Annotated in this window: 22 protein-coding genes; 18 read left to right on the plus strand and 4 right to left on the minus strand. The window is 59.8% G+C overall.

Translation table 11 applies throughout. The annotated features are described in order from the left end of the window. Positions 1-2: 2 nt before the first annotated feature. Genes arc through ACUY2T_RS04295 form a run of 10 tightly spaced genes read left to right on the plus strand, consistent with a single transcriptional unit; the run spans position 3 to position 11,254 of the window. A complete protein-coding gene (gene arc, locus ACUY2T_RS04250; RefSeq protein ID WP_448307691.1) occupies positions 3-1,547 on the plus strand; it encodes a proteasome ATPase in 1,545 nt (514 codons plus the stop codon). A 23-nt stretch (positions 1,548-1,570) separates the two neighbouring features. Continuing rightward, positions 1,571-3,094, plus strand: a complete 1,524-nt coding sequence (dop, locus tag ACUY2T_RS04255; RefSeq protein WP_448307692.1) for a depupylase/deamidase Dop — start codon at positions 1,571-1,573, stop codon at positions 3,092-3,094. A gap of 2 nt (positions 3,095-3,096) precedes the next feature. Next, positions 3,097-3,291 carry a ubiquitin-like protein Pup gene (locus ACUY2T_RS04260; protein ID WP_296214563.1) on the plus strand — a complete coding sequence of 65 codons (195 nt, stop codon included), beginning with the start codon at positions 3,097-3,099 and terminating at the stop codon, positions 3,289-3,291. Beyond that, complete coding sequence (pafA, locus tag ACUY2T_RS04265; RefSeq protein WP_293791219.1) at positions 3,288-4,691, plus strand: Pup--protein ligase; 1,404 nt, start codon at positions 3,288-3,290, stop codon at positions 4,689-4,691. The genes ACUY2T_RS04260 and pafA overlap by 4 nt, the downstream gene beginning before the upstream one ends. Next, complete coding sequence (locus tag ACUY2T_RS04270; protein WP_448307693.1) at positions 4,688-5,623, plus strand: helix-turn-helix transcriptional regulator; 936 nt, start codon at positions 4,688-4,690, stop codon at positions 5,621-5,623. The genes pafA and ACUY2T_RS04270 overlap by 4 nt, the downstream gene beginning before the upstream one ends. Further along, the gene (locus ACUY2T_RS04275) at positions 5,620-6,588 is read left to right on the plus strand and encodes a helix-turn-helix transcriptional regulator (protein ID WP_448307694.1); all 969 of its coding nucleotides are present in this window, start codon (positions 5,620-5,622) and stop codon (positions 6,586-6,588) included. The genes ACUY2T_RS04270 and ACUY2T_RS04275 overlap by 4 nt, the downstream gene beginning before the upstream one ends. Positions 6,589-6,626: 38 nt before the next feature. Further along, positions 6,627-6,896, plus strand: coding sequence for a Sec-independent protein translocase subunit TatA (tatA, locus tag ACUY2T_RS04280; protein ID WP_293791216.1), 270 nt, complete (start codon positions 6,627-6,629; stop codon positions 6,894-6,896). A gap of 36 nt (positions 6,897-6,932) precedes the next feature. Next, positions 6,933-7,874 (plus strand): twin-arginine translocase subunit TatC, encoded by a 942-nt coding sequence (gene tatC, locus ACUY2T_RS04285; protein WP_448307735.1) that lies wholly within the window; start codon positions 6,933-6,935, stop codon positions 7,872-7,874. Continuing rightward, a complete protein-coding gene (locus ACUY2T_RS04290; RefSeq protein ID WP_293791215.1) occupies positions 7,861-10,533 on the plus strand; it encodes a DEAD/DEAH box helicase in 2,673 nt (890 codons plus the stop codon). The genes tatC and ACUY2T_RS04290 overlap by 14 nt, the downstream gene beginning before the upstream one ends. Next, positions 10,526-11,254 carry an SDR family NAD(P)-dependent oxidoreductase gene (locus tag ACUY2T_RS04295; protein ID WP_448307695.1) on the plus strand — a complete coding sequence of 243 codons (729 nt, stop codon included), beginning with the start codon at positions 10,526-10,528 and terminating at the stop codon, positions 11,252-11,254. The genes ACUY2T_RS04290 and ACUY2T_RS04295 overlap by 8 nt, the downstream gene beginning before the upstream one ends. A 12-nt stretch (positions 11,255-11,266) precedes the next feature. On the opposite strand, the gene ACUY2T_RS04300 is transcribed toward ACUY2T_RS04295, so the two are convergent. After that, positions 11,267-11,530, minus strand: a complete 264-nt coding sequence (locus ACUY2T_RS04300) for a hypothetical protein (protein ID WP_448307696.1) — start codon at positions 11,528-11,530, stop codon at positions 11,267-11,269. 152 nt (positions 11,531-11,682) lie between these two features. Between ACUY2T_RS04300 and ACUY2T_RS04305 the strand changes: the two genes are divergently transcribed. The 3 genes from ACUY2T_RS04305 to ACUY2T_RS04315 are packed head-to-tail and all read left to right on the plus strand — an operon-like array spanning position 11,683 to position 14,328. Then, a complete protein-coding gene (locus tag ACUY2T_RS04305) occupies positions 11,683-12,120 on the plus strand; it encodes an FxsA family protein (protein ID WP_448307697.1) in 438 nt (145 codons plus the stop codon). Continuing rightward, positions 12,117-13,544 carry an apolipoprotein N-acyltransferase gene (lnt, locus tag ACUY2T_RS04310; protein ID WP_448307698.1) on the plus strand — a complete coding sequence of 476 codons (1,428 nt, stop codon included), beginning with the start codon at positions 12,117-12,119 and terminating at the stop codon, positions 13,542-13,544. Before ACUY2T_RS04305 ends, lnt begins: the two co-directional genes overlap by 4 nt. Beyond that, positions 13,537-14,328, plus strand: coding sequence for a polyprenol monophosphomannose synthase (locus ACUY2T_RS04315; RefSeq protein ID WP_448307699.1), 792 nt, complete (start codon positions 13,537-13,539; stop codon positions 14,326-14,328). Before lnt ends, ACUY2T_RS04315 begins: the two co-directional genes overlap by 8 nt. On the opposite strand, the gene ACUY2T_RS04320 is transcribed toward ACUY2T_RS04315, so the two are convergent. After that, positions 14,319-14,693: an RNA polymerase-binding protein RbpA gene (locus tag ACUY2T_RS04320; RefSeq protein WP_293791209.1), complete on the minus strand. Its 375-nt coding sequence runs from the start codon at positions 14,691-14,693 to the stop codon at positions 14,319-14,321. The genes ACUY2T_RS04315 and ACUY2T_RS04320 overlap by 10 nt on opposite strands. Before the next feature lie 69 nt (positions 14,694-14,762). Between ACUY2T_RS04320 and ACUY2T_RS04325 the strand changes: the two genes are divergently transcribed. Genes ACUY2T_RS04325 through ACUY2T_RS04335 form a run of 3 tightly spaced genes read left to right on the plus strand, consistent with a single transcriptional unit; the run spans position 14,763 to position 15,981 of the window. Further along, the gene (locus ACUY2T_RS04325; RefSeq protein ID WP_293791207.1) at positions 14,763-15,095 is read left to right on the plus strand and encodes a hypothetical protein; all 333 of its coding nucleotides are present in this window, start codon (positions 14,763-14,765) and stop codon (positions 15,093-15,095) included. A gap of 17 nt (positions 15,096-15,112) precedes the next feature. Then, the gene (locus ACUY2T_RS04330) at positions 15,113-15,796 is read left to right on the plus strand and encodes a YceI family protein (protein ID WP_448307700.1); all 684 of its coding nucleotides are present in this window, start codon (positions 15,113-15,115) and stop codon (positions 15,794-15,796) included. Between the two features lie 11 nt (positions 15,797-15,807). Next, positions 15,808-15,981, plus strand: a complete 174-nt coding sequence (locus ACUY2T_RS04335) for a hypothetical protein (RefSeq protein ID WP_448307701.1) — start codon at positions 15,808-15,810, stop codon at positions 15,979-15,981. A gap of 16 nt (positions 15,982-15,997) precedes the next feature. On the opposite strand, the gene ACUY2T_RS04340 is transcribed toward ACUY2T_RS04335, so the two are convergent. Then, entirely contained in the window at positions 15,998-17,257 is a 1,260-nt protein-coding gene (locus tag ACUY2T_RS04340) for an alpha/beta fold hydrolase (RefSeq protein WP_448307702.1), read from the minus strand. Between the two features lie 89 nt (positions 17,258-17,346). Between ACUY2T_RS04340 and ACUY2T_RS04345 the strand changes: the two genes are divergently transcribed. Together ACUY2T_RS04345 and ACUY2T_RS04350 are read left to right on the plus strand one after the other, a co-directional pair. Then, positions 17,347-18,573 carry a glycoside hydrolase family 1 protein gene (locus tag ACUY2T_RS04345; RefSeq protein WP_448307703.1) on the plus strand — a complete coding sequence of 409 codons (1,227 nt, stop codon included), beginning with the start codon at positions 17,347-17,349 and terminating at the stop codon, positions 18,571-18,573. Beyond that, positions 18,573-19,784 (plus strand): MFS transporter, encoded by a 1,212-nt coding sequence (locus ACUY2T_RS04350; protein WP_287863208.1) that lies wholly within the window; start codon positions 18,573-18,575, stop codon positions 19,782-19,784. The genes ACUY2T_RS04345 and ACUY2T_RS04350 overlap by 1 nt, the downstream gene beginning before the upstream one ends. A 3-nt stretch (positions 19,785-19,787) precedes the next feature. On the opposite strand, the gene ACUY2T_RS04355 is transcribed toward ACUY2T_RS04350, so the two are convergent. Then, the gene (locus ACUY2T_RS04355; protein WP_448307704.1) at positions 19,788-20,966 is read right to left on the minus strand and encodes an HNH endonuclease signature motif containing protein; all 1,179 of its coding nucleotides are present in this window, start codon (positions 20,964-20,966) and stop codon (positions 19,788-19,790) included. Positions 20,967-21,098 lie beyond the last annotated feature (132 nt).

A 21,098-nucleotide genomic window follows, 5' to 3' on the forward strand; every position in this document is an offset into this window, starting at 1 on the left:
GTATGACCGAGCACACATCAGCGGAAGGACCTCAAACTCTGCGCGAGCTGCAGGTCGCCAATCGGCAACTCGGCGCGCGCAACGCGAAACTCGTGGAGCTGCTGCAGGCCAGCCGTGCGAAGCTGGAGGAAATGAACGGCCGGTTGGAAGCCCTGGCCGAACCTCCCAGTACCTACGGCACCCTGCTGGAAACCAACCGCGATCTCAGTGCGGAGGTCTTTACGGCTGGTCGCCGGATGCGGCTCATGGTCTCGCCGCATGTGCCACAGCACGAGCTAGTTCCCGGCGCGATGGTGCGCCTCGGGGAGGGCCAGCAGGTCGTGGAGGTCACGGGGCAACCGGACTTCGGCGATATCGCGCAGGTAGTGGAGGTCACGGGTAACCGCCTAATTATCGCCGACAAGGTGGGCGAGGAGTTCGTGGTCAAGGCCACCACAGAACTGGCTGGCACCGTGGCCACCGGCGATTCCGTCATTGTGGATCGCAAATCCGGCTGGGCTTTCGAGGCAGTGCCCCGAGCCGAGACGAACAACCTCATCCTGGAGGAAGTTCCGGATGTCACCTATGACGACATTGGTGGCCTGGGCCAGCAGATCACCCAGATCCGCGACGCGGTCGAACTGCCGTTCCTGCATCCCGAGATCTACACTCGTTACGGGCTTCGACCGCCGAAGGGAGTGCTGCTCTATGGCCCGCCCGGTAATGGCAAGACACTCATTGCCAAGGCCGTGGCGAACTCTCTGGCGCAATCAGATTCCCCTTATTTCCTCAACATCAAGGGACCCGAGCTGCTGAACAAATTCGTCGGCGAGACCGAGCGCCAGATCCGGTTGATCTTCGAGCAGGCTCGCCGCGTGGCTAGCTCCGGCCGTCCGGTGATCGTCTTTTTCGACGAGATGGAGGCGCTGTTCCGCACGCGCGGCACCGGTGTGAGCTCTGATATGGAGTCCACAGTCGTTCCGCAGCTCCTCGCCGAGCTCGACGGTGTGGAGGCCGCGGGCAATGTCATCATCATCGGCGCATCGAACCGCGAGGAGCTTATCGACCCGGCCATCCTGCGCCCTGGCCGACTCGACGTAAAAATCCGTATTGCCCGCCCCGATGCGGAAGGCGCGGAAGCGATCCTATCCAAGCATCTCGACGCTTCTCTTCCTATTGACGCCGACTTCTCCGCTGCAGCCGGTTCCGACGAAGCCGCCGTCGCCTCCCTGCGACGCAGCATTGTCGAGGAGCTATTCGCCCGGGATGAGACGCACCGTTATGTCACGCTGCACTACGCCGACGGTACGAGCGATGATCTGTACTGGGCAGATTTCGTCTCCGGCGCAATGTTGGCAAACATCGTGGATCGGGCGAAGACGCTGGCTATCAAGGACGCGCTGCATAAGGGTTCCGACGGCATGCGCCCAGAGCACGTGACCGAGGCCGTGCGTGCAGAGGTAGCCGATTCCGAGGACCTGCCGGACACCACGAACCCGGCGGAGTGGGCGCGAATCTACGGCCATGGGACGAAGCGCGTCGTAGACATCGACGTACACAGGGTTTAATGAGGGTTTAGGAGGCTCGCACTTTGTTTGGACCGCATATTATTGGCTCCGAAACGGAGTATGGCATTGTCGCGGTGGACGATCCGACAGCCAGCCCGATCCATACCTCCACCCAGGCCGTCGTGGCCTATGCGGAGCACAGCGGACAGGGGGTGAACCGTCGCACCCGTTGGGACTATGAAAACGAATCACCCTTGCGCGATATTCGCGGCTTTGACCTGCGCCGCTACCGCAGGGGGAGCGCACCGGTTTTAGATCCCAATGCGCTGGGGGCAGCGAACGTCATTACTGCCAATGGCGCGCGTTTCTACGTAGACCATGCACACCCCGAGTATTCCTCTCCGGAATCCACGACCGCTTACGACGCCGTGGTGTGGGACAAAGCCGGCGACATCATCATGCACCGCGCGGCCGAGGCCGCAGAGCCGGAACTGAAGATCTACAAGAACAACGTCGATGGCAAGGGCGCCAGTTATGGCTCGCACGAGAACTACCTCTACCCGCGCGATCTGGATGTGGAAGATGTACAGGCTGCACTGATCCCGCACTTCGTCACCCGCCAAGTATTCTGTGGGGCCGGGCGCATTGGGCTGGGGCAGCAGGGCGAGCAGCCTGGCTTTCAGATCAGCCAGCGCGCCGACTATATCGAAACCGATATTTCACTAGAGACCACGCTCAACCGTGGCATCGTCAACACCCGCGATGAACCCCACGCGGACGCGGACAAGTGGCGTCGCCTGCATGTCATTATCGGAGACGCGAACCTCAGCGAGTTCTCCAACTACCTGAAGTTCGGAACCACTGCGTTAGTACTCGCGGCCGTGGCGCAGGGTGCTTATTTCGGTGATCTGCGTTTGCTCGAGCCTGTGTCCGACGTCCAGCGCGTTTCTCGCGACCTGGATTGCACTACGCGCCTGCGCTTCTATGGCCAGGCTGAGCGCACGGCCATCGAGACGCAGCGGGAGATTCGCAAGCGCGTGGGGGAGATCATGGACCTGCGTGGCGACGATCTTTCGGTCTATGAGCTGTGGGGCCAGATCCTCGACGATCTTCAGGCCGATCCGCTCTCTACCGCCGACCGCCTGGATTGGACGGCGAAGCTACAGCTGATTAACGCCTACCGCAACCGCGGATTAGAGTGGACCGAACCCCGCCTAGCACTAGTTGACCTGCAATATTCGGATATCGACCCGCGCCGCGGGCTCTATCACGCTCTGGTTAAGAAGGGGCGAATGCGTACCTTTATCGACCCTGCGGAAGTCGCCTCCGCGGTGGACACCCCGCCGGCTGCCACTCGCGCATGGCTGCGGGGCCACCTGGTGGCGAATTACTCCGCGGATATCCTCTCCGCGAACTGGGATAACGTCATCGTGGATACCCCGGACGGCGCCGTGCAGATCACGATGGACGATCCGCGCGGGTTCAATCAGCTGTTGCTGCGAACGCTGCTGGAATCCGGGACTAGGCCCGGCATTTCCGAACTCGTGGCAGGCTTGAAGGAAATCAACCCGGAGAAGGTTTCCGGGGTTGGCAGAAAGGAAGTTTAAACATGGCACAGGGCGGACAGGTCAGCGCCGGCGGCGGTCGGCGTGACGACGACCAACCGATCGAACAAACCACCGGCGCCGGCACCCAGCAGGTCAACGTCACCGGCACCGATGACCTTCTGGATGAAATCGACGGACTGCTAGAGAATAACGCTGAGGAGTTTGTTCGCTCCTACGTGCAAAAGGGCGGACAGTGACAGCTATTCGCCGCCGCATCATGGGTCTGGAGACCGAGTACGGGATCGCCAACATGCAGGATTCTTCCCGTCGCCTCGGCCCAGACGAGATCGCCCGCAAACTCTTCGCCCCTGTGGTGGAAAAGCACCGCAGCTCGAACATCTACACCGAGAATGCCTCGCGACTTTATCTAGACGTTGGCGCACACCCGGAGTTCGCCACGGCGGAGTGCGATAGCCTGCACCAGCTGATCGCCTATGATCGCTCCGGTGATCTCATGATGCACGAGCTGGCCGACCGCGCCGAGCAGGCCGTCGGTGGCAAGGTCTATTTGCTCAAGAACAACACGGACTCGCTGGGAAACTCCTATGGCTGCCACGAGAATTACCTCGTCAGCCGCGATATTCCCTTGAAAGGCCTCAGTAAGCAGCTATTGCCTTTCTTGGTTACCCGCCAGCTCATCTGCGGTGCGGGCAAACTTGCCATCCCGTACCCCGGCGCGCCGAACGAGAATTTCGGACCCGGCTACACCATGAGCCAGCGCGCCGACCACGTCTGGGAGGGCGTCTCTAGCGCTACCACCCGTTCGCGGCCAATCATCAACACCCGCGACGAGCCGCACGCCGATTCCGCCAAGTACCGTCGCCTGCACGTTATCGTTGGCGATTCAAACATGTCGGAAGTCACCACAGCGCTGAAGGTCGGCTCGACCTTGCTGGTGTTGGAGATGATCGAAGCCGGCGTCGCACTGCCCGATTTCGAGATGGCCAATGAGATCCGCTCGATTCGCGAAATCGCCCGCGACTTCACCGGCCAGGTGGACATTGCCTTGCGCAGCGGTTCGACTGCCACACCGTTGGAGGTACAGCGCGCTTTTTATGACGCCGCCTGCGCCTATCTCGCTCATCGTGAGGACGTGGAGCTGGGCACCCCCAATGCTGAGCTAGCCCCCGTGGTGGATCTGTGGGGCCGAGTGCTGGACTGCTTCGACACGGGCGACTTCGCCCCGGTCTCCACTGAGATCGACTGGGTTATCAAGAAGTCCCTGCTGGATCGCATGGCCGCTGCCCGCGGCCTGGATCCAATTGACCCGCGCCTGGCACAGATCGATTTGATGTACCACGACATCCACCCGACGCGTGGCCTATTCCACGTGTTGGCCCGCCGCGGCCTGGCTCGCACATTGCTGGAGACAGAGGAGATCGAGCAAGCGGTACGCCAGGCACCACAAACCACCCGTGCCGCGGTGCGTGGACGCTTCATTTCTGCTGTTCGTGCCCACCCGGAGTTGTCTTATACGGTGGATTGGATGCGGGTGAAGGTCAACGGCGAGAACGGGGCGGAGTCCCTGCTGGCCGATCCTTTTGCCACAACCGATGAGGATGTCGATCGTATTATTGCCTCTATGGAAGCCCGATGAATCGCAACCGCCCCGTTGAAACTCACTGGATACCAGGCGCTACGCGCCTATTTAATCTGGTCATCGCACTTATTAATTCCGAAAAGCCGCGCACGCCCGAGTGGATTTTGGCCAATGTTGAAGGCTATCAGCAGGTGAACATGGACTCCGCGCGAAAGCAGCTAGAGCGCGACCGGAAGGATCTAGAGGCACTCGGGGTGCACATCGGAGGTACGGATCTGCTTTCCCTCGACTCCTCCCAGTCCTTCCTACCGGACATTGAATTCACCGATGGGGAAGCCACTGTCATCACCGCGGCGAGCCGTTGGGCACAGTCGGGGGAGATGCTTTCTGCTGCCCAGTCCGCTTACACCAAATTGGCTGCCGCTGGTCTGCAGCGCCGTGTCGCCTCCGGCGAGGTAACCATTCCAAGCGTGCCGGATCACACAGCCTTGGATGGGGACTCCATCGACGCGATTTTCCGCGCCCTCGATAACGGTCTCGTCCTGACCTTCAACTACTATCCCTCGCTGGTCGACAATCCCCAGCAGCGTCGCCTCGAGCCCTGGGCCTATGGCGCCCGGGATGGCCTTATTTACGTCACGGGTTTCGACCCGGACCGTGGCGCACAGCGCACTTTCCGGTTAGCGCGCATCGACTCCGTTTCCGCTTTGCCGGAGTTCGCCCAGCACCCGCGTCCGCAGGGTACCCCGCAGCAGCTGATCGAGCAGGGCCTGGAAAGCAGCCATCAGATGGTCACCGCCACGGTCGATTTTCCTGGCGAAGGAGCCTGGGAGCTCCGCCGCCTCACTAACGACTCGGGCACCATTGGGCCTGTGGATCGCGACTGGCTGATCCGGACCGCGGCTGCTTACGCCCCGCAGGTCGTGGTCACTTCGCCACCGGATATTGTCGCCGCTATCGTCGCGGTACTCAAGGAGGCTGCTTCATGACGCCACCACGTTCCAACGCCGAACAATTCCTACGCACCCTTTCCGTCTTGGCCTGGTTCCGTAATCATCCGGACGGCAGCCTGATGGAAGCGTCGCGCACCCTGGGCCTTTCCACCCCGCAGATCACCCATGAACTGGGACAGGTCAGCATGTGCCGCATGCCCGAGAGCATTTTGGATATGCCGGTGGAAGTGACGGTGGATCGAATGCGTGCATCGGTAAAGTTCTCCGCCGGTTTGGACCACCCGGTCGCCTTGAACAGCCTGGAGGCTGGCGTGCTGTTGTTGAACCTGCAGGCTCTGCGCTCTACTGCACCGCCGGAGATGCAGCAGAATATCGACTCCGCCAGCGATAAGATTCAGACTCTGCTGCGCGCCCGGCGCGAGTACACGGAGGCTTTCACCCCCGAGACAACCCCCTCTGCGCCGGCTTTTCTGCCACTGCGACGTCGCCTTGCCGAAGCCATCCAAACTCGCCGTCAAGTGAGTTTCAACTACCAATCGCTTTCTAGCGATACCTTCACGTCCCGGATCGCAGACCCGGACCATGTCGCTCTCGTCGACGGTGAGTACTACCTCTGGGCACGGGAAGGTGGCGTCACCACAAAAACCTTTGCGCTATCCCGCATCGACGCGCTCGACCTGGGCGAGGAGGGTTCCGCCTCCCCTCAAGTACAACCCGACATCGACCCGCAGGATCCCTTCGGCTTTGAGGAGACCGATGCATGGGCGCGGGTAGAGCTGGATGAGTCGCTGCGTTGGATGTTGGAATACTTCCCTATGTGGGTGGTGGAGGATGAATCCCGCTTGGTCGTCGACGTGCCCAACACGGGCGAGTGGTTTATGCGTTTCCTGCTCGGCTTTTCGCCCGGAATTCGAGTGCTGGAACCGCTACCATTGGCCGAGAACTTAAAAGTCCTAGCCCGGCGTGGCCTCGATGCATACGAGGCTCGAGGGCTAGGATAGAAAGACCAATCCCAACTACAGAAAGCTTGTAGAAACCAATGCCGAACCTTGGCGTTCCTGAACTAATTATCATCGCTCTGGTCATCTTCCTGCTGTTCGGAGCGACCCGCCTGCCCAATGCTGCGCGCTCCCTGGGTCGTTCGATGCGCATCTTCAAGTCCGAGATGGACGAGATGAAGACCGACAAGGATGGCAAGGAGAGCAAGGAGCTGACCGAGAAGCAGGCTCCGACCGCCGAGCAGCAGCAGGCTCAGGATCTGGCTCAGCCGCAGTCCCAGCCCAAGACCGAACAGCAACCAAACGAGTAAGTGGCTAAGAAGCTAAAGAAACCCGCCGATGGTTCGATGACCATCGTCGAGCACATCAATGAGCTGCGCAAGCGCGTCTTCATTGCCCTGATCGCGATCGCCGTCGGCACCGTTATCGGATATATCTGGTACAACGTCGAGGTCGGCCCGATCCCTTCACTGGGTGAGGTGCTGCGCGGACCGTACTGTAACCTGCCGGAGGAAGCCCGCTTCGGTTCCGAAGCAGGGGAGTGCCGACTGCTGGCCACCGGGCCTTTTGAGATGTTTATGCTGCGCTTGAAGGTCGGCGCACTGGCCGGAATGGTGTTTTCCTCGCCCATATGGCTGGGACAGATCTGGGCATATATCACCCCAGGTCTGCACAAGAACGAGAAGCGTTGGACTCTCGGCGTGGGCATTTCCGCCGGACTGCTGTTTGCCGTCGGTGCGGTGTTGGCCTACTTCGTACTGTCTTATGGCTTGGAGTTCCTGCTCACCATTGGTGATGAGGCTCAGATCGCCGCGCTTAACGGCGAGCGCTATTTCAGCTTCGCCATGGCGCTGCTGTTGATTTTCGGTGTGAGCTTTGAGGTTCCGCTCATCACCGTGCTGCTAAATCTGGCACACGTAGTGAGCTATCAGCAGCTCAAGGACAAGCGTCGCTTCATCTGGGCTTTCCTTTTCCTCTTCGCTGCCTTCGTCACTCCTGGTCAGGATCCGATCTCCATGGTGATCCTGGCGATCTCGCTGTGTGCAATGATGGAAATCGCCACGCAGATTGCTCGGATCAACGACAAGCGCAGGAAGGATAACCAGGAGGAATGGCTGGAGGTCGATGACGATGCGACCACCGACATCGATGCCCCGGAGCCGATCCGCCCCGTGACCGCCACCGCACCTCCGCAGTCCACCAGCGCAGCCCGCCCGATCACTACTCCCAAGCGCCAGGATCCCAAGGCGCAGAATTTCTCGACTACCGATTTCGATGACATTCTCTAGCCCCCAGGTAGAGCGCTTCTGCGCCCAGTACGATTTCCCTCTGGACGACTTTCAGGTACAAGCGGCCGAAGCTATCGACCGGGGGCGGGGCGTTCTCGTGGCCGCCCCGACGGGCGCGGGCAAAACCATCGTCGGCGAGTTCGCCGTGTTCGCTGCCTTCCACGGTGACGGCACGTGTTTCTACACCACGCCTATCAAGGCGTTGAGTAACCAAAAGTTCCACGATCTCGTCGCTCGCTACGGCGAGGCGAACGTCGGCTTGCTCACCGGTGACGTCACCATCAACGGTGATGCACCCATCGTTGTGATGACCACCGAGGTCTTGCGCAACATGATCTATGCCGATTCCGAGCGCCTGGAAACGCTCACGCACGTCGTCATGGACGAGGTGCACTTTTTGGCTGATCGTTCCCGCGGGCCGGTGTGGGAGGAGGCGATCCTCAATCTCGATCCGCGCGTGATCCTGGTATCGCTGTCGGCGACTGTATCCAATGTTGAGGAATTCGGCGGTTGGCTCTCCGCAGTGCGCGGCGATACCGAAATCATCGTCACTGAAAAGCGTCCCGTTCCACTGACACAGTTCATGATGGTGGGCCGCCAGATCCTGCCGCTTTTCGAGGGCTCGGAGCAGCATCTCGGTGCCATCAATCGCAAGGTTGTTGCAGCCGCCGCCAAGGCTGAGGAAACTGGCAAACGCCGTGGTCCTAAGCGCGGCGACGTCATCCAGCACATGGCCACCGCCGGGATGTTGCCGGCGATTTACTTTATCTTTTCGCGTGTTGGTTGTGACGCCGCCGTTCGCGCCCTGCTGGTCGATCGCGTGGACTATTCGTCTCCAGCGGAAAGAGAAGAAATCCTGCGCACGATCGACGCGGGTGTGGCCGACCTGACGGAAGAAGACCTAAATGTCCTGGGCTTCCGCCAGTGGCGGCGCGCACTTTCCCGCGGCTTCGCCGCCCATCACGCCGGCATGTTGCCGGCCTTCCGCCACATCGTGGAGGATCTATTCTCCCGCGGGCTGCTAAAAGTCTGCTTTGCCACCGAAACTCTGGCCCTGGGCATCAATATGCCTGCCCGCTCGGTGGTGCTGGAGAAGTTGGTGAAGTTTAATGGTGAGACGCACGCCGACCTCACCCCCGGCCAATACACTCAGCTCACAGGGCGCGCTGGCCGCCGTGGCATCGACACGAAGGGCAACGCAGTGGTGCTGTGGAGCCAGGGGCTGGATCCTTATGGGGTCGCAGACTTGGCGTCAACAAGAACCTATCCGTTGGATTCCACCTTCCGCCCCGGCTACAACATGGCCGTGAACCTCATCGGCACCATGGGACTGGACGAGGCGCATCGGCTGCTGCTGCGTTCCTTTGCGCAGTACCAGACCAACGGCGCGGTGGTGGAAAGCGCCGAGCAGATTGAGAAGCGCCGCCGCGAGCTGGCGCAACAGGAAAAGCAGCTGAAAGCTACGATCCGCGAGGTACGTCGCCCGTCCAATAGCCTCAATGCCGACTTCCAAATGGTCACCGAGTACGGACAGCTGCGCCGCGAGCTTTCTCAAGAGGAGCGACGTGCCAAGCGCATGGTGGTCGACGAGGCCGCAACGGAAACGACATCACTGCTGCAATCTCTGCAGACTGGCGATGTAATCGCACTGCCTACCGGTAAGAACCCGATGACCGCCGTGATCGCCCGGACGGATCACCGTGGCCGGCCCACCATTATCACCGAGGACGGCTGGGCGGAGCGTGTGAATCCCGATATGTTCGGCAACACGCCGGTGCATATTGGCCATATGCATTTGCACAAGGGTGTGGCACGCAACCCGAAGCGTCAGGCTAGGGCAGTAGCGGCCAACCTGCGGCGTTTGCAGCTGGATAAGCCCAAAAAGCTTAAGCCGCGGGCACGCCGCCGTTCCCTTCGAGCACTCGAGCTGCGCGAGCAAGTACACGCACACCCGGTGCACGCTTGGGAGGGCCGCGAAGAGCTTTGCCGCGCCGCAGAGCAGTACCTGAAGGCCGCCCGCCGCCTGGAGTTCGAGCAAAAGGAGCAGCCACAGGAGTCCGACTCTTTGTCTGCGCAGTTCAACCGCATCCTCGCGTTGCTGTCGGAGCTGGACTACGTGGAACTCGAGGGAAACACTGCCCGCATCACCATGGAGGGCGAGCGGCTTTCTAAGATCCACCACGAATCTGACCTACTGGTTGCCCAGTGCCTGCGCCGTGGCGTGTGGGACGAGCTGGATCCGGCGGAGCTTGCCGCAGTGGCAAGCACGTGTGTGTTCGAAAATCGGCGCGATTCCGGTTCCAAAGACGACGGTGTGCCGACGGAACCCCTGGCCACCGCAATTAGCCAGACCTGGCGCATCTACCAGGAACTTTCCACCGATGAACAGCGCCACAACCTCACCGTGACCCGTGCGCCAGAGCTGGGCTTCGCCACCGCCGTGCACCAGTGGACTGCCGGTGCACCGCTGGAATACTGCCTGCGCGCGGCGGAGGCTAGCGGCGCCACCCTCACCCCGGGTGATTTTGTACGCTGGTGCCGCCGGGTGATCGACCTGTTGGATCAGATCAAGTTGACCGGTTATTCCAATGAAGTAAAGGCGGCCTCCCGCAAGGCAGTCGCCGCGATGAGACGAGGAGTTGTGGCCCTCGATGGCTAAGAAGATCGCAATTTTCGGAGCGACCAGCGAAATCGGTGGCGAGATCGCCCGCATGCTGGCTCCCGGCAACCATCTGGTGCTCGCTGGCCGCCGCACCACGGATCTCGCCGAAGAGCTGTATAACCTCGGCGCCACCCAGGTTGACTCCTTCTTTTTCGACGCCACCGACGTGGATTCCCACGCCAGCCTCATAGCGGAGATCGAGGCCACCGGCCCTTTGGACGTCGCCCTGGCGATGTTCGGGGTGCTGGGCGACCAAGAGCTTGCCGAGCGCGATTCCGCTGAGGTGTACCGCGTGTTGCACACGGACTTCACAGCCCAGGCGGTGCTACTCACTGAGCTGGCACAGGTGATGAAGTCCCGTGGCAGGGGAGTACTGGTGGCCTATTCCTCCATCGCCGGTGCGCGCGTGCGCCGGCCGAACTATGTCTATGGCTCAGCGAAAGCGGGTCTCGATGGTTTCTGCCAGGGCATGCAAGATGCGCTCCAGGGCACCGGAGTGCGCTTGGTCATTGTCCGCCCGGGCTTCGTCATTGGCCGTATGACCCGTGGCATGGATCCGGCGCCCTTGTCCACAACTCCGGATGTGGTCGCGGCCGCCACGGTTCGCGCTATCACCGACGAAAGCGCGGAATCCGTGTGGATCCCGCGCTCCCTGAAATTGCTGGCCGCTGCTATGCAGGTGGTTCCGCGTTGGCTGTGGCGGCGTGCTCCTCGCTAATACGTGGAAGATCTAAACGTGGAAGATGTTGTAGAAGATCGTCCGCAACACACCGAATGCCACGGAAATGCCGGTTGCAGCGGCGATGCCGATTGCTACCTTCGCGAACGGGTTCAGGTTCTCCCACCACTCGTCGGAGTCCTTGGTGCTGGAGCCCTCGGTAGTGGTACCAGAGCTGGAACTCTGGGGATTAGTTTCTGCCACGGCCGGGGTAACGGTGGCCAGAGCCATCGTGGGTGCCAGTGCAGCGGCGATAATAGTGCGACGAATACGCATCGAGGTACTCCCTTAAACCTAGTTAATGCTTTGGCGTGTAGGAACCTTTTGTTCCACACCTTCGTTATCGTTATGTAAGCACGCTTTTGTTACAAAGATCGCGTTTTCATAACAATTTTTCAGACGGATACTATAGGAGCCTCCAAACCATCATGCAATTTCTACCTGCCGTGTATCTGGTTGTGGAACTCATCGCCTTCATTCTGTTGGGAGTCTGGATCGGCTGGGGCTGGGCGCTTCTGATACTTTTGGGCTTGTTTGTGCTGGGTCTCGCCCTCGCTACGTGGCAGATGCGCGAGCTGACCGTCCGCGCGCTGAGCCAGAATGATCGCCCGGGCGCTCTAACTGCCGATATGGCGCTGTCCATGGTAGGTGCGGTGGGCGTTGCAGTACCGGGTATTGTCTCTAGTTTCCTGGGAATCTTCTTCCTTATTCCTCCGACGCGCACGCTGATCCGCAAAATGTTGGGTCAAGCAGCCCGCCGTTCTCTGGAGCGCTTCGGCGTCACAACCTACACTCGCGTCAATCGCATCCAGAACTCAGGCGGTTGGGGAGAAGTTATTGACCACCGCGCGGGCGAAAACGAATGATTCTTAAGATCCTCGTCGCTGTCTTCAGCGGCGTGATGGTCTTCGCTTCCTTCGAGCCGACCGGCCTGTGGTGGGCCGCGCCGCTCGGGTTCGCGTTGCTGTTCTACTTTGCTGATTCCCGCCATGCCATGCTGATGGCCTGGGTGCAGGGTCTAGCCATTTACGGTCTTTTGCTGCCGTGGGTGGGAGAGTTCGTCGGCGCTGCCGCGTGGATCGCCCTGGCTGTTGTTCAGTCCCTCTATAGCCTGCTCTTCGGCGTAGGCCTCAAGTATTTGCTTCGACGCCCCCTCACGGCCCACATCGTCGGCATTCCGACCTGGTTCGTCGCTGTGGAGTGGCTGCGATCTTCTTTCCCCTTCGGCGGTTTTCCCTGGGGACGCATCGCATGGGGGCAGGCGAGTGGCCCGCTGAGTTGGCTGATACGCCTCGGCGGTCCCTCGGTTGTCACCTTCGCCGTTGTGCTGGTTGGTCTGCTCCTCGCACTCAGCATCCGCAAACACGTGGTTCCCGCCTATGCGCTGGCCGGTGTTGTTGCACTGGTCGGCACCTATGCGCTGCTGATCCCCGCGCCCTCCGCCGACCACACCGTGAATGTCGTGGCAGTGCAGGGCAATGTGCCACGCCTGGGACTGGATTTCAATGCGCAGCGTCGCGCTGTACTGGATAACCACGTGCGTCGTACCGAAAAGGTGGAGTCCCACCCGGACATCGTTATCTGGCCGGAGAATTCAGCGGACGTCAATCCGTTTACCGATGCCACCGCCCGCCAGCAGGTCGAGAAAGCGCAACGCTCCATCGACGCACCAATCCTCGTAGGTACCGTTAGCCCGGAGCACAACACGATGGTGGTGTGGGACAAAAACGGGCCGGGGGAGAAGCATGTAAAGCACTATCTGCAGCCCTTCGGCGAGTACATGCCTTTCCGGGATTTCCTGCGGAAGTTCAGCGAGTATGTCGATCGCGCCGGTAACTTCCAGCCTGGAAACGATAACGGTGTGGTGCACATGGCAGGAATTCCGGTGGGTGTGGCCACATGCTATGAGGTTAGCTTCGATGGTGCGTTCCGCTCGGCAGTGCGCGGTGGCGCGCAGATTCTGACAAGCCCCACGAACAACGCCACTTTTGGTTTCACGGACATGACCTACCAGCAGCTGGCCATGTCGCGTATGCGAGCAAAGGAATACGATCGTTCCGTAGTCGTTGCCGCGACCTCGGGCGTTTCGGCTATTGTCGCTCCCGACGGGCGCGTCGAGCAGCGGACGGGTATCTTCACCTCTGACGCCCTCGAGGCCGAGTTGCCTCTAAGCGATACAATGACACTGTCGGCTCGCGTCGGCCCATGGGTAGAGCGGATTCTAGCTATCCTGGGGCTGCTGTCCGTGGCATTTACATATAGGAGAGGTAAGAAAGCTTTTCATGAATAAGCTCAGCGATAAAACCCTGGTCATCATCCCGACCTACAACGAGAAGGAAAACCTTCCGCTCATTATTGGTCGGCTGCTGAAGGCCGAGCCCGAGCGTGTGGACGTGCTTGTCGTCGACGATTCCAGCCCGGACGGCACCGGTGAGCTGGCCGACGAGATGGCCGCTGAAAACCCGAAGATTCACGTGATGCACCGCGGTGGCAAGGGCGGCCTGGGTGGCGCTTATATCGCTGGCTTCCACTGGGGCTTGGAGCGTGACTACGAGATCCTGTGTGAAATGGACGCGGATGGTTCTCACGCTCCCGAGCAGCTGTACCTGCTGCTGGATCGCATCGATGCGGGAGCGGAAATGGTTCTGGGTTCCCGTTATATCAAGGGCGGAAAGACCGTAAACTGGCCGGTCAGCCGACAGGTTTTGTCCCGCGGTGGCAATGTCTACGCTTCCATGGCTCTGGGCGCGGGTCTGTCCGATATCACAGGTGGCTACCGCGCATATCGTCGCGAGGTGCTGGAGGGCATCGATCTCGATGCCGTTGATTCTGCCGGCTATGTCTTCCAGGTGGACCTGGCATGGCGTGCCGTCGAAGCCGGCTTCGACGTCCGCGAGGTTCCGATCACTTTCACCGAGCGTGAAATCGGTGATTCCAAGATGAGCGGCAATATCGTTTCCGAGGCTTTGGTCCAGGTGACGAAGTGGGGTGCCACGCACCGTTACAACCAGGTGAAGAACCTGGCGCAGGAGTCCTGGCGCATCGGCGCTGGCACCGTACGTCGCTACTTCTGAGCCGCTTCCTGCTCCTTCATGAGCTTCACCGCGGTGCGGCGGCGCTTGCGGAGGAGTTCGATGCGCTCGTCAAGCAGTTCGTCGAGTTCCTCGAGGCTGCGACGCTCACGCAGCATGTCCCAGTGAGTGCGTGGGGGCTTGACGGGCTTGGATTCCTGCCCTTCGCCCTCTACCAGCGTGCCTAGCTGGCCGTTCTTGCACATCCATTCCTGCGGGATTTCCGCGTCATCGGCGAAGGGAACCTCGTAGATTTCTCCAGCCTCGGTGCGGTACTTCACCATCTGGCGGGGAGCCAGATCGTGGTCGCGATCCGTCTCATAAGAAACGGCACCCATGCGACTTCCGCGCAGTACGCGATCGGCCATCTTTTCATCACTCCTCAATTAGTTCGAACTAATCCATCATAACAACGAAGAACCGGGAAGAATTGTTCCATGCCTCGACCAAAGCACTGCCTCTGGTGCGGCAGGGAAGTTGCACCTGGTCCGACGAATCGACCGCGTAAGTATTGCGGCCAGTCTTGTCGCCAGCGCGCTTATGAGCAGCGTGCCCAGCTTGCGGGCACGTCGATTCCCAAGGATTCCATCATTCTGCCGGCTAGCGCAGTCGAGCAGTTTCACGATCAGCTATTCGAACTCCGCTGCGCAGCCGAAGACCTGTGCACCGCGGTGCGGGAAGGGGAGCCGGCCGAGACAGTGGAGGAGTTGGCGTCAGAACTAGAGGCCCTGGCTCACCGCGTCGAGCAACTTCGAGGTCGCAGACACTAAGGGTTATGCTATAGAGCATGCGTAAGGGAATCATCACTCTCGCCGTTATTGGCATGGTCGTTGGCGTGCTGATGGCCTTCGGGCCACTGGTCGTGAATTTCTTTAGCGACCGCGGGCTCCGCACCGCGGACATTACCGCAGGTGGAGAGCCTGCTACCGTAGCCATGGACGGCACCTGGCATGTGGTGAGGGGAGCCGGCGACAATGTCTCGCAGGCTGGCTACACGTTCGACGAGAAGCTCCCGGCGGGTGCCAAAACCACCTCGGGTCGCACGGAGGACGTCAAGGGAGACTTCAAGGTCAAGGACAAGAAGCTCACCGAAGGTAAAGTCACCGTCGATGTTGCCAGCATCAGCAGTGACGTTGAAAAGCGCGATATCAACGTACGCAAGAGCATTTTGCACACCGATAAGTTCCCGGAAGCCTCGTTTACGCTGACTAAGCCCGCAGATGTCTCCAAACTGCCGGATGATGGCACGACCGATACTGTGAGCGTCACCGGCAATCTGGAACTCCACGGCAAGAAGAAAGAAATGACCGCCGAGTTGAAGGTTCTGCGCACTGGCGAGCATGTAATTCTGCAGGGCAACATTCCGTTTAAGCGTTCTGATTTTGACATCGCGACTCCACAGTTCGTCGCCGCGACGATTGCAGACCAAGGCACTCTGGATGTACTGCTGGTACTAGAACAAGTTAAGTAGGCTTAGGAGCTATGTCTCCAGAGTTACTGAAATACTCGCGCATCATGCGCATCGTCGTGCTGTTGTTCTTTATCGGCTATCTGCTGTGGAAGGGCACGACGCTGACGTATGTCTTCGCCGCGTTCTGCGTGCTATTCCTGGCCGGCACCTGCTTCCAGCTGTGGCAAGCCAGCAAAAGCCGATAATATACATTATGACACTTTAGCTTCCAATCACGTTCGTCATTGCTGCGCTTCCTTCCACAGAGCCCTGCAGCTGCCCCACTGGTGCCTCGCATGTCCGCCCCAGCGGTTCGCCGCGGAAACGCTTCAGAATGAAGTCGATACCAAAGGCACCACCTGTCACCGCCTGAATGAAGTGATTGTATTCGCCCACCGGTGGCATGATGTCGTCGCGGTATTCCACCTGCGCACCTTTCGCGCACCACGTGCGAGCTAGTTCCTTCGCCTGGTTGTATTCAACGTTCTTGTCGTGACGCCCAGATATCACCATCACCGGCGCCACCGGACGCTTAAGTCCAATGCGCTGATCCTCCATAGCCTCCCGCGCCTCCGGCATGTCCTTCAAGAGCTCGTCGAGCGCCTTACCAGACTTCGTCCATTCGCTCGTCTTCCTGTGTCCGTACTTCTCCGTGATCTCCCCGGTGCACATCGTAGACAGATCCTTTAGCGCCTGCTTGCCCTCTTCGTTGAGGTGTTCATCAAGCAGCGGCCGCAAATGCGGATAACGCTCCAACAGGCCATTGATCGTAAAGCCGATCGCCCCCATAAGATCCGAACCGTCAATATTGCGCTGCACGGCCCCCAAGTCCGCAGGCGGCGCGGACGCGTACGCACCCACCACATTCAGTTCCGGCGCATAGTCACCTGCTGCTTCCACAGCCGCTGCAGATGCGCCACCACCTTGCGAGTGCCCGTAAAACGCCACCGGACCATCGCCCACACCCGCAGCCCGTGCTGCATCCAACATCGCATGCGCCTGGTCATCCCGATTCATATATGTGTGCACACCTGGGGTGCCCATACCGATATAGTCGGTCACCACCACACGCACGCCTTTAGAGGCAAATACCCAGTCGTAGATTCCCTCCAGGTTCACCAAACGCTTCGACTTGATCGGATCCGGCTGCCCATCCAGAGGCCAGTTCTTGCTCGGTGCACATTGGTCACCTTGCCCAACCGTTCCGCGGCCAATGACGACCGTTGGGCGTGGCCCCTTACCTTTCCACTCCACCACCGGCTCCACAATATATCCACTGACCTGCGCTTCCTCCCCCTCTGAGGTGGTCGTCGTGTACTCGATCCGATCCACCGTCTTCGGCATTCTCATATGCAGATCGCCGAACACATTGGAATATGCGACCTTCTCCCTCTTCGTCACTTCCGCCGCCTGAGCAGGCGTAGCGAAACCGGCAATTGCAATAGCTGTAGCGCATGCGAGCGCTGTCGTCTTTTTGATCATTGCTTAGTTCTAACAAACCAACTACCCCCGTTGGGGTAAAAACAGAAAACTTAGCCAAAGGAAACTAAGGGCGTCAATAAGTTAAGTTCATGGACCTAAGCCACATCCGCATCGGTACAGCATCGGCGGGACTACAGATCGAAGGATCACCCCGCCCCAACAATTGGAGCGATTGGATCGCCAAAGACGGCACCACTCCCCACCCCACCACTGACCACTGGCGCCGCTGGCGCGAGGACAACCAGCTCATGAGCGACCTCGGACTACAGATCGCGCGCGTCGGCGTGGAATGGTCGCGCGTCGAGCCCGAGCCCGGCCGCTACAACCACGAAGCCCTGCAACGCTACCGCGAAGAGTTCCTGGACCTGCGGGAACGTGGCATCGAACCACTCGTTACGCTGCATCACTTCGGCCATCCCGCGTGGTTCGAAGCTAGCGGAGCGTTCACCCGCGAGGCCAATGCGGAGATCTTCCTCCGCTATGTCGACGTTGTCTTAGACCATCTCGGCGACATCGTGCGCGACTGGATCACCATTAATGAGCCTAATGTCTTCGCTACCGAGGCCTATCTCTTCGGCTCCACCCCACCCGGCCGCGGCGGCCTCGCTAAAGTCCGTCCGTGCCTGCGCAATATGGCGGCCGCTCATCTACTCGCCTACCAGCGCATCCACTCCCGCCTCGAGTCTCCGCGCGTGACCTTCGCCCACCACCGGCGCGTCTTCGCCCCCATGAACCCGCGCAACCTCCTCCACCGCGCCCTTACACCCCTGGTCGAGTGGCTTTTCCAGGGCGCAATCGAACCCGCGTTCTTCGAGGGGCGTTTCCACCCCCTACTCGGCCGCCCAGACATCGAGGTTCCCAGCGGCGGGGTCTTCGCCGATGCTGTCGCCATTAACTACTACTCGCGCACTGCGGTTCGCGGTTTTTCTGACGCCACGTTCCCCGGCACCCCAACCAATGATCTCGGCTGGGAGATCTACCCGCCGGGGATTGCCGAGGTCTCCGGCGAATTGGCACGCCGCTACCAGCTGCCCGTGTGGATCACGGAAAACGGCACTGCCGATGCCCACGAGCGCTTCCGCTGCGCTTTCATTCTGGACCACCTGGCGGAGCTGTCCCGTATGCCCGAGGTCGAGCGCTACTACCACTGGTGCTTCGTCGACAACTGGGAGTGGTCGGAGGGCATGGCGCAGAAGTTCGGTGTGGTGGATATAGAACGGCAGGTCAAACCCGCGGGGCGACTGCTGCAGGAACTGATCCGCGAGGGTGCTATTACCCCAGAAATTGATGCGAAGTTCCGGGAGGAAGGCCACTAATGTTGCAAACACTCACCGCCGCCGAACGCGAGCCGCGGCTGTTCTATTGGAAGTTCGGCATTGCTTTTTTCGGTTCAGTGTTTTCCTGGGCTGGACCGACGCAGCTTTTGTTGGGGTTGCAGATGATCCAGCTGCGCCCGGATACCAAGGAAGATTCCCTGGCTCTGATGATGATGCTGGGCGGAGCCACTGCTGTCGTTTCCAGCCTGCTGACCGGCTATATTGCAGACCGCAGCTGGTTTTGGGTGAATCGCTGGGGTAAGCGCCTGCCATGGGTGTTATTGGCGGCACCGCTGGCCACCCTGGGGTTGCTGCTGATGTCTTTTACTCCCAGCTTCTGGGTTCTGACTGGGCTGTGGTGCCTGGTGCAGGTGTTCGTTGCTTTCGTAACGAATAACCTCATGACGGTCACCGCTGATGTCGTGCCGCAGGAGAAGTTCGGCTTGGTTTCCGGAATCGTGGGCGCAACATACACATTTGGAATTGTCGGCGGAACCGCGGTTGCGACGGCTTTGCCGATTCAGCAGGCGTACTGGGCTGTCGGCGTCATTTCCCTTCTTTTCATCTTCCAATTCGCAGTCGGGCGCGGCCGCGTTGATGTACACGTCCGACCGCATAATTCGCTGTCCGTGACGGTCGGCGATGAGGGGTCGTATCGCAACTATTGGCTGGTCTTTTGCAGTCGCTTTGTCATCCACCTCGCCAACTACACGAGCCTGTTTTATCTGCTGTATTATCTGCGCGACCACATCGGCGTACCGGATCCGGATGCGGGCGTGCTGGCGCTCACCGTCTTGTATGCGGTGTTCACGATCATCACGGCGATCGTCAGCGGCAATCTTTCCGATCGCTTGGGACGGCGCAAGATTCTGGTTATCACTTCCGCTTTCGGAGTCGCCATGGCCACGGGCTTGATGACGGTCGCCAGCGGCATGGGTCTCGTGTATGTCGCGGCGGCACTGCTGGGGATTAGCTGGGGCGTGTTCAGCAGCGTGGATCAGGCCATGGTCAATGAGTCGCTGCCCAGTAAGAAGAACCGCGCGCGCGACGTATCACTCATGTCGCTCACCCAGGGAGTGAGCAACATGTTCTGCGGCGGTCTGGCCGCCCTTGCCCTAAGACATTTCGACTATCCGGGAATGTTCCTTATGTGCAGCATCATCTGCATCGTCGGTGCTGTGATGGTGCTGCCTGTGACCTCCTCAAAGTAAAAACTAGAATGGTGGTTCCTCTTCGCTGAATGTGCGCGCCACCCGCGCTTTCCGAACACCCCGTTCGGCGAAAGTCTCGCGAGCCAACGGCCCGCCGGGCACGGTCACGATCTCGTGTCCGTCTCCATGAGAAGTCCACACCTCCGTGCCATCCGCATGCAGCTCAACGTCCCAAGTGCCAGCTGTTTTCAAGCGATGATGCGTGCGACACAGCAGGTGCATGTTCGCAGTGGTCGTCGCCCCTCCATTCGCGTGGCGATGCACATGATCGACATCACAGGCGTATCCCGGAACGTCGCACCCCGGAAAGCGACAGTGCCCATCACGCCCGGTTACTGACGCCCGCAGCAGCTCCGTCGGCTGGTAGCCCTTCGTCGCGGTATAGCCGGGGGCTGCCAGGTGAGTGACCTTCGCGAGCCACTTACGGCTGGCAACGTCGCTCAACCAATGGTCTTCAGCGAATACCCCGCCGGGTTGTGGGTCGACGGCCTTATATAGGTTTAAAGTGACCTCGGTGGTGATGTTCTGTTCGAGCATCGCCAGAAAGGCCTCACCCATTGTGCAGCCGTGCTTCTTAGAGGCCGCCTTAACAGCCTTGTGCAACTCCACGCCCTTCAGCCGCGGAACGGTCAGGGTAAAGACCGTTGTTTCGCATCTGCTGCGGTCTATAAAAAGCTCAGGAGAGTTTGTATCCATGGGCGGAATGTCATCCGGCCTGCCAATGGCTGCTTTGATCTTGTTGTAAACCGCTCGTGGTGTGGGCACTTGCTGATTCGGGCGGGTGGGGCTCAACGCCTTGAGGATCTCTTCTTCCACCTCAGCCCTTTCGCCGGGCGCGACTGCCTCGACCGCTTCGGTGACCTGCTGTATGTGCCGAATCGAAAATGCTCCGCACCGGAATAGCTCGTGAATACGCGGGAAAGCCTGAAGCATCAGGCCTGCGTCAGCATAGTTGGTAGCTACCACTTTGCTAATACCGAAGCGCACCGCAATCTTGGAAACATGATCCGGAACGAGGTCGTCGAGCGTCGGAGTAGACTGCTCCACCATAGTCAAATGGGTCAGGTTCAATGACCGCGATGTGACAGTCAACGGGTCATCGGAACACGCAAGGCGGTAGTAAGGCTCGGCAGTATCGGGAGGTCTTGTGACTGTATTGGCAGTGGTGAGTGTGGTGGTCATACACATCCCCTTTTGGTGAACTAACAATAGTTTAGAACACCTGTTCTACATTAGTCAATACCTTTACCAAAAAAAATGCTAACTCTTTAGTTTAAGTAGAACGCGTTTTCTAATTAGAAAGCCAACCTTCCA

Source organism: Corynebacterium sp. 22-2729 (assembly GCF_053479475.1).

Bases quoted from the DNA above. Each gene is read 5' to 3' on its own strand.
- arc (WP_448307691.1), top strand. From the start codon at position 3: ATGACCGAGCACACATCAGCGGAAGGACCTCAAACTCTGCGCGAGCTG.
- ACUY2T_RS04260 (WP_296214563.1), top strand. From the start codon at position 3,097: ATGGCACAGGGCGGACAGGTCAGCGCCGGCGGCGGTCGGCGTGACGAC.
- ACUY2T_RS04270 (WP_448307693.1), top strand. From the start codon at position 4,688: ATGAATCGCAACCGCCCCGTTGAAACTCACTGGATACCAGGCGCTACG.
- ACUY2T_RS04275 (WP_448307694.1), top strand. From the start codon at position 5,620: ATGACGCCACCACGTTCCAACGCCGAACAATTCCTACGCACCCTTTCC.
- tatA (WP_293791216.1), top strand. From the start codon at position 6,627: ATGCCGAACCTTGGCGTTCCTGAACTAATTATCATCGCTCTGGTCATC.
- tatC (WP_448307735.1), top strand. From the start codon at position 6,933: ATGACCATCGTCGAGCACATCAATGAGCTGCGCAAGCGCGTCTTCATT.
- ACUY2T_RS04290 (WP_293791215.1), top strand. From the start codon at position 7,861: ATGACATTCTCTAGCCCCCAGGTAGAGCGCTTCTGCGCCCAGTACGAT.
- ACUY2T_RS04295 (WP_448307695.1), top strand. From the start codon at position 10,526: ATGGCTAAGAAGATCGCAATTTTCGGAGCGACCAGCGAAATCGGTGGC.
- ACUY2T_RS04300 (WP_448307696.1), bottom strand. From the start codon at position 11,530: ATGCGTATTCGTCGCACTATTATCGCCGCTGCACTGGCACCCACGATG.
- ACUY2T_RS04305 (WP_448307697.1), top strand. From the start codon at position 11,683: ATGCAATTTCTACCTGCCGTGTATCTGGTTGTGGAACTCATCGCCTTC.
- lnt (WP_448307698.1), top strand. From the start codon at position 12,117: ATGATTCTTAAGATCCTCGTCGCTGTCTTCAGCGGCGTGATGGTCTTC.
- ACUY2T_RS04315 (WP_448307699.1), top strand. From the start codon at position 13,537: ATGAATAAGCTCAGCGATAAAACCCTGGTCATCATCCCGACCTACAAC.
- ACUY2T_RS04320 (WP_293791209.1), bottom strand. From the start codon at position 14,693: ATGGCCGATCGCGTACTGCGCGGAAGTCGCATGGGTGCCGTTTCTTAT.
- ACUY2T_RS04325 (WP_293791207.1), top strand. From the start codon at position 14,763: ATGCCTCGACCAAAGCACTGCCTCTGGTGCGGCAGGGAAGTTGCACCT.
- ACUY2T_RS04330 (WP_448307700.1), top strand. From the start codon at position 15,113: ATGCGTAAGGGAATCATCACTCTCGCCGTTATTGGCATGGTCGTTGGC.
- ACUY2T_RS04335 (WP_448307701.1), top strand. From the start codon at position 15,808: ATGTCTCCAGAGTTACTGAAATACTCGCGCATCATGCGCATCGTCGTG.
- ACUY2T_RS04340 (WP_448307702.1), bottom strand. From the start codon at position 17,257: ATGATCAAAAAGACGACAGCGCTCGCATGCGCTACAGCTATTGCAATT.
- ACUY2T_RS04345 (WP_448307703.1), top strand. From the start codon at position 17,347: ATGGACCTAAGCCACATCCGCATCGGTACAGCATCGGCGGGACTACAG.
- ACUY2T_RS04350 (WP_287863208.1), top strand. From the start codon at position 18,573: ATGTTGCAAACACTCACCGCCGCCGAACGCGAGCCGCGGCTGTTCTAT.
- ACUY2T_RS04355 (WP_448307704.1), bottom strand. From the start codon at position 20,966: ATGACCACCACACTCACCACTGCCAATACAGTCACAAGACCTCCCGAT.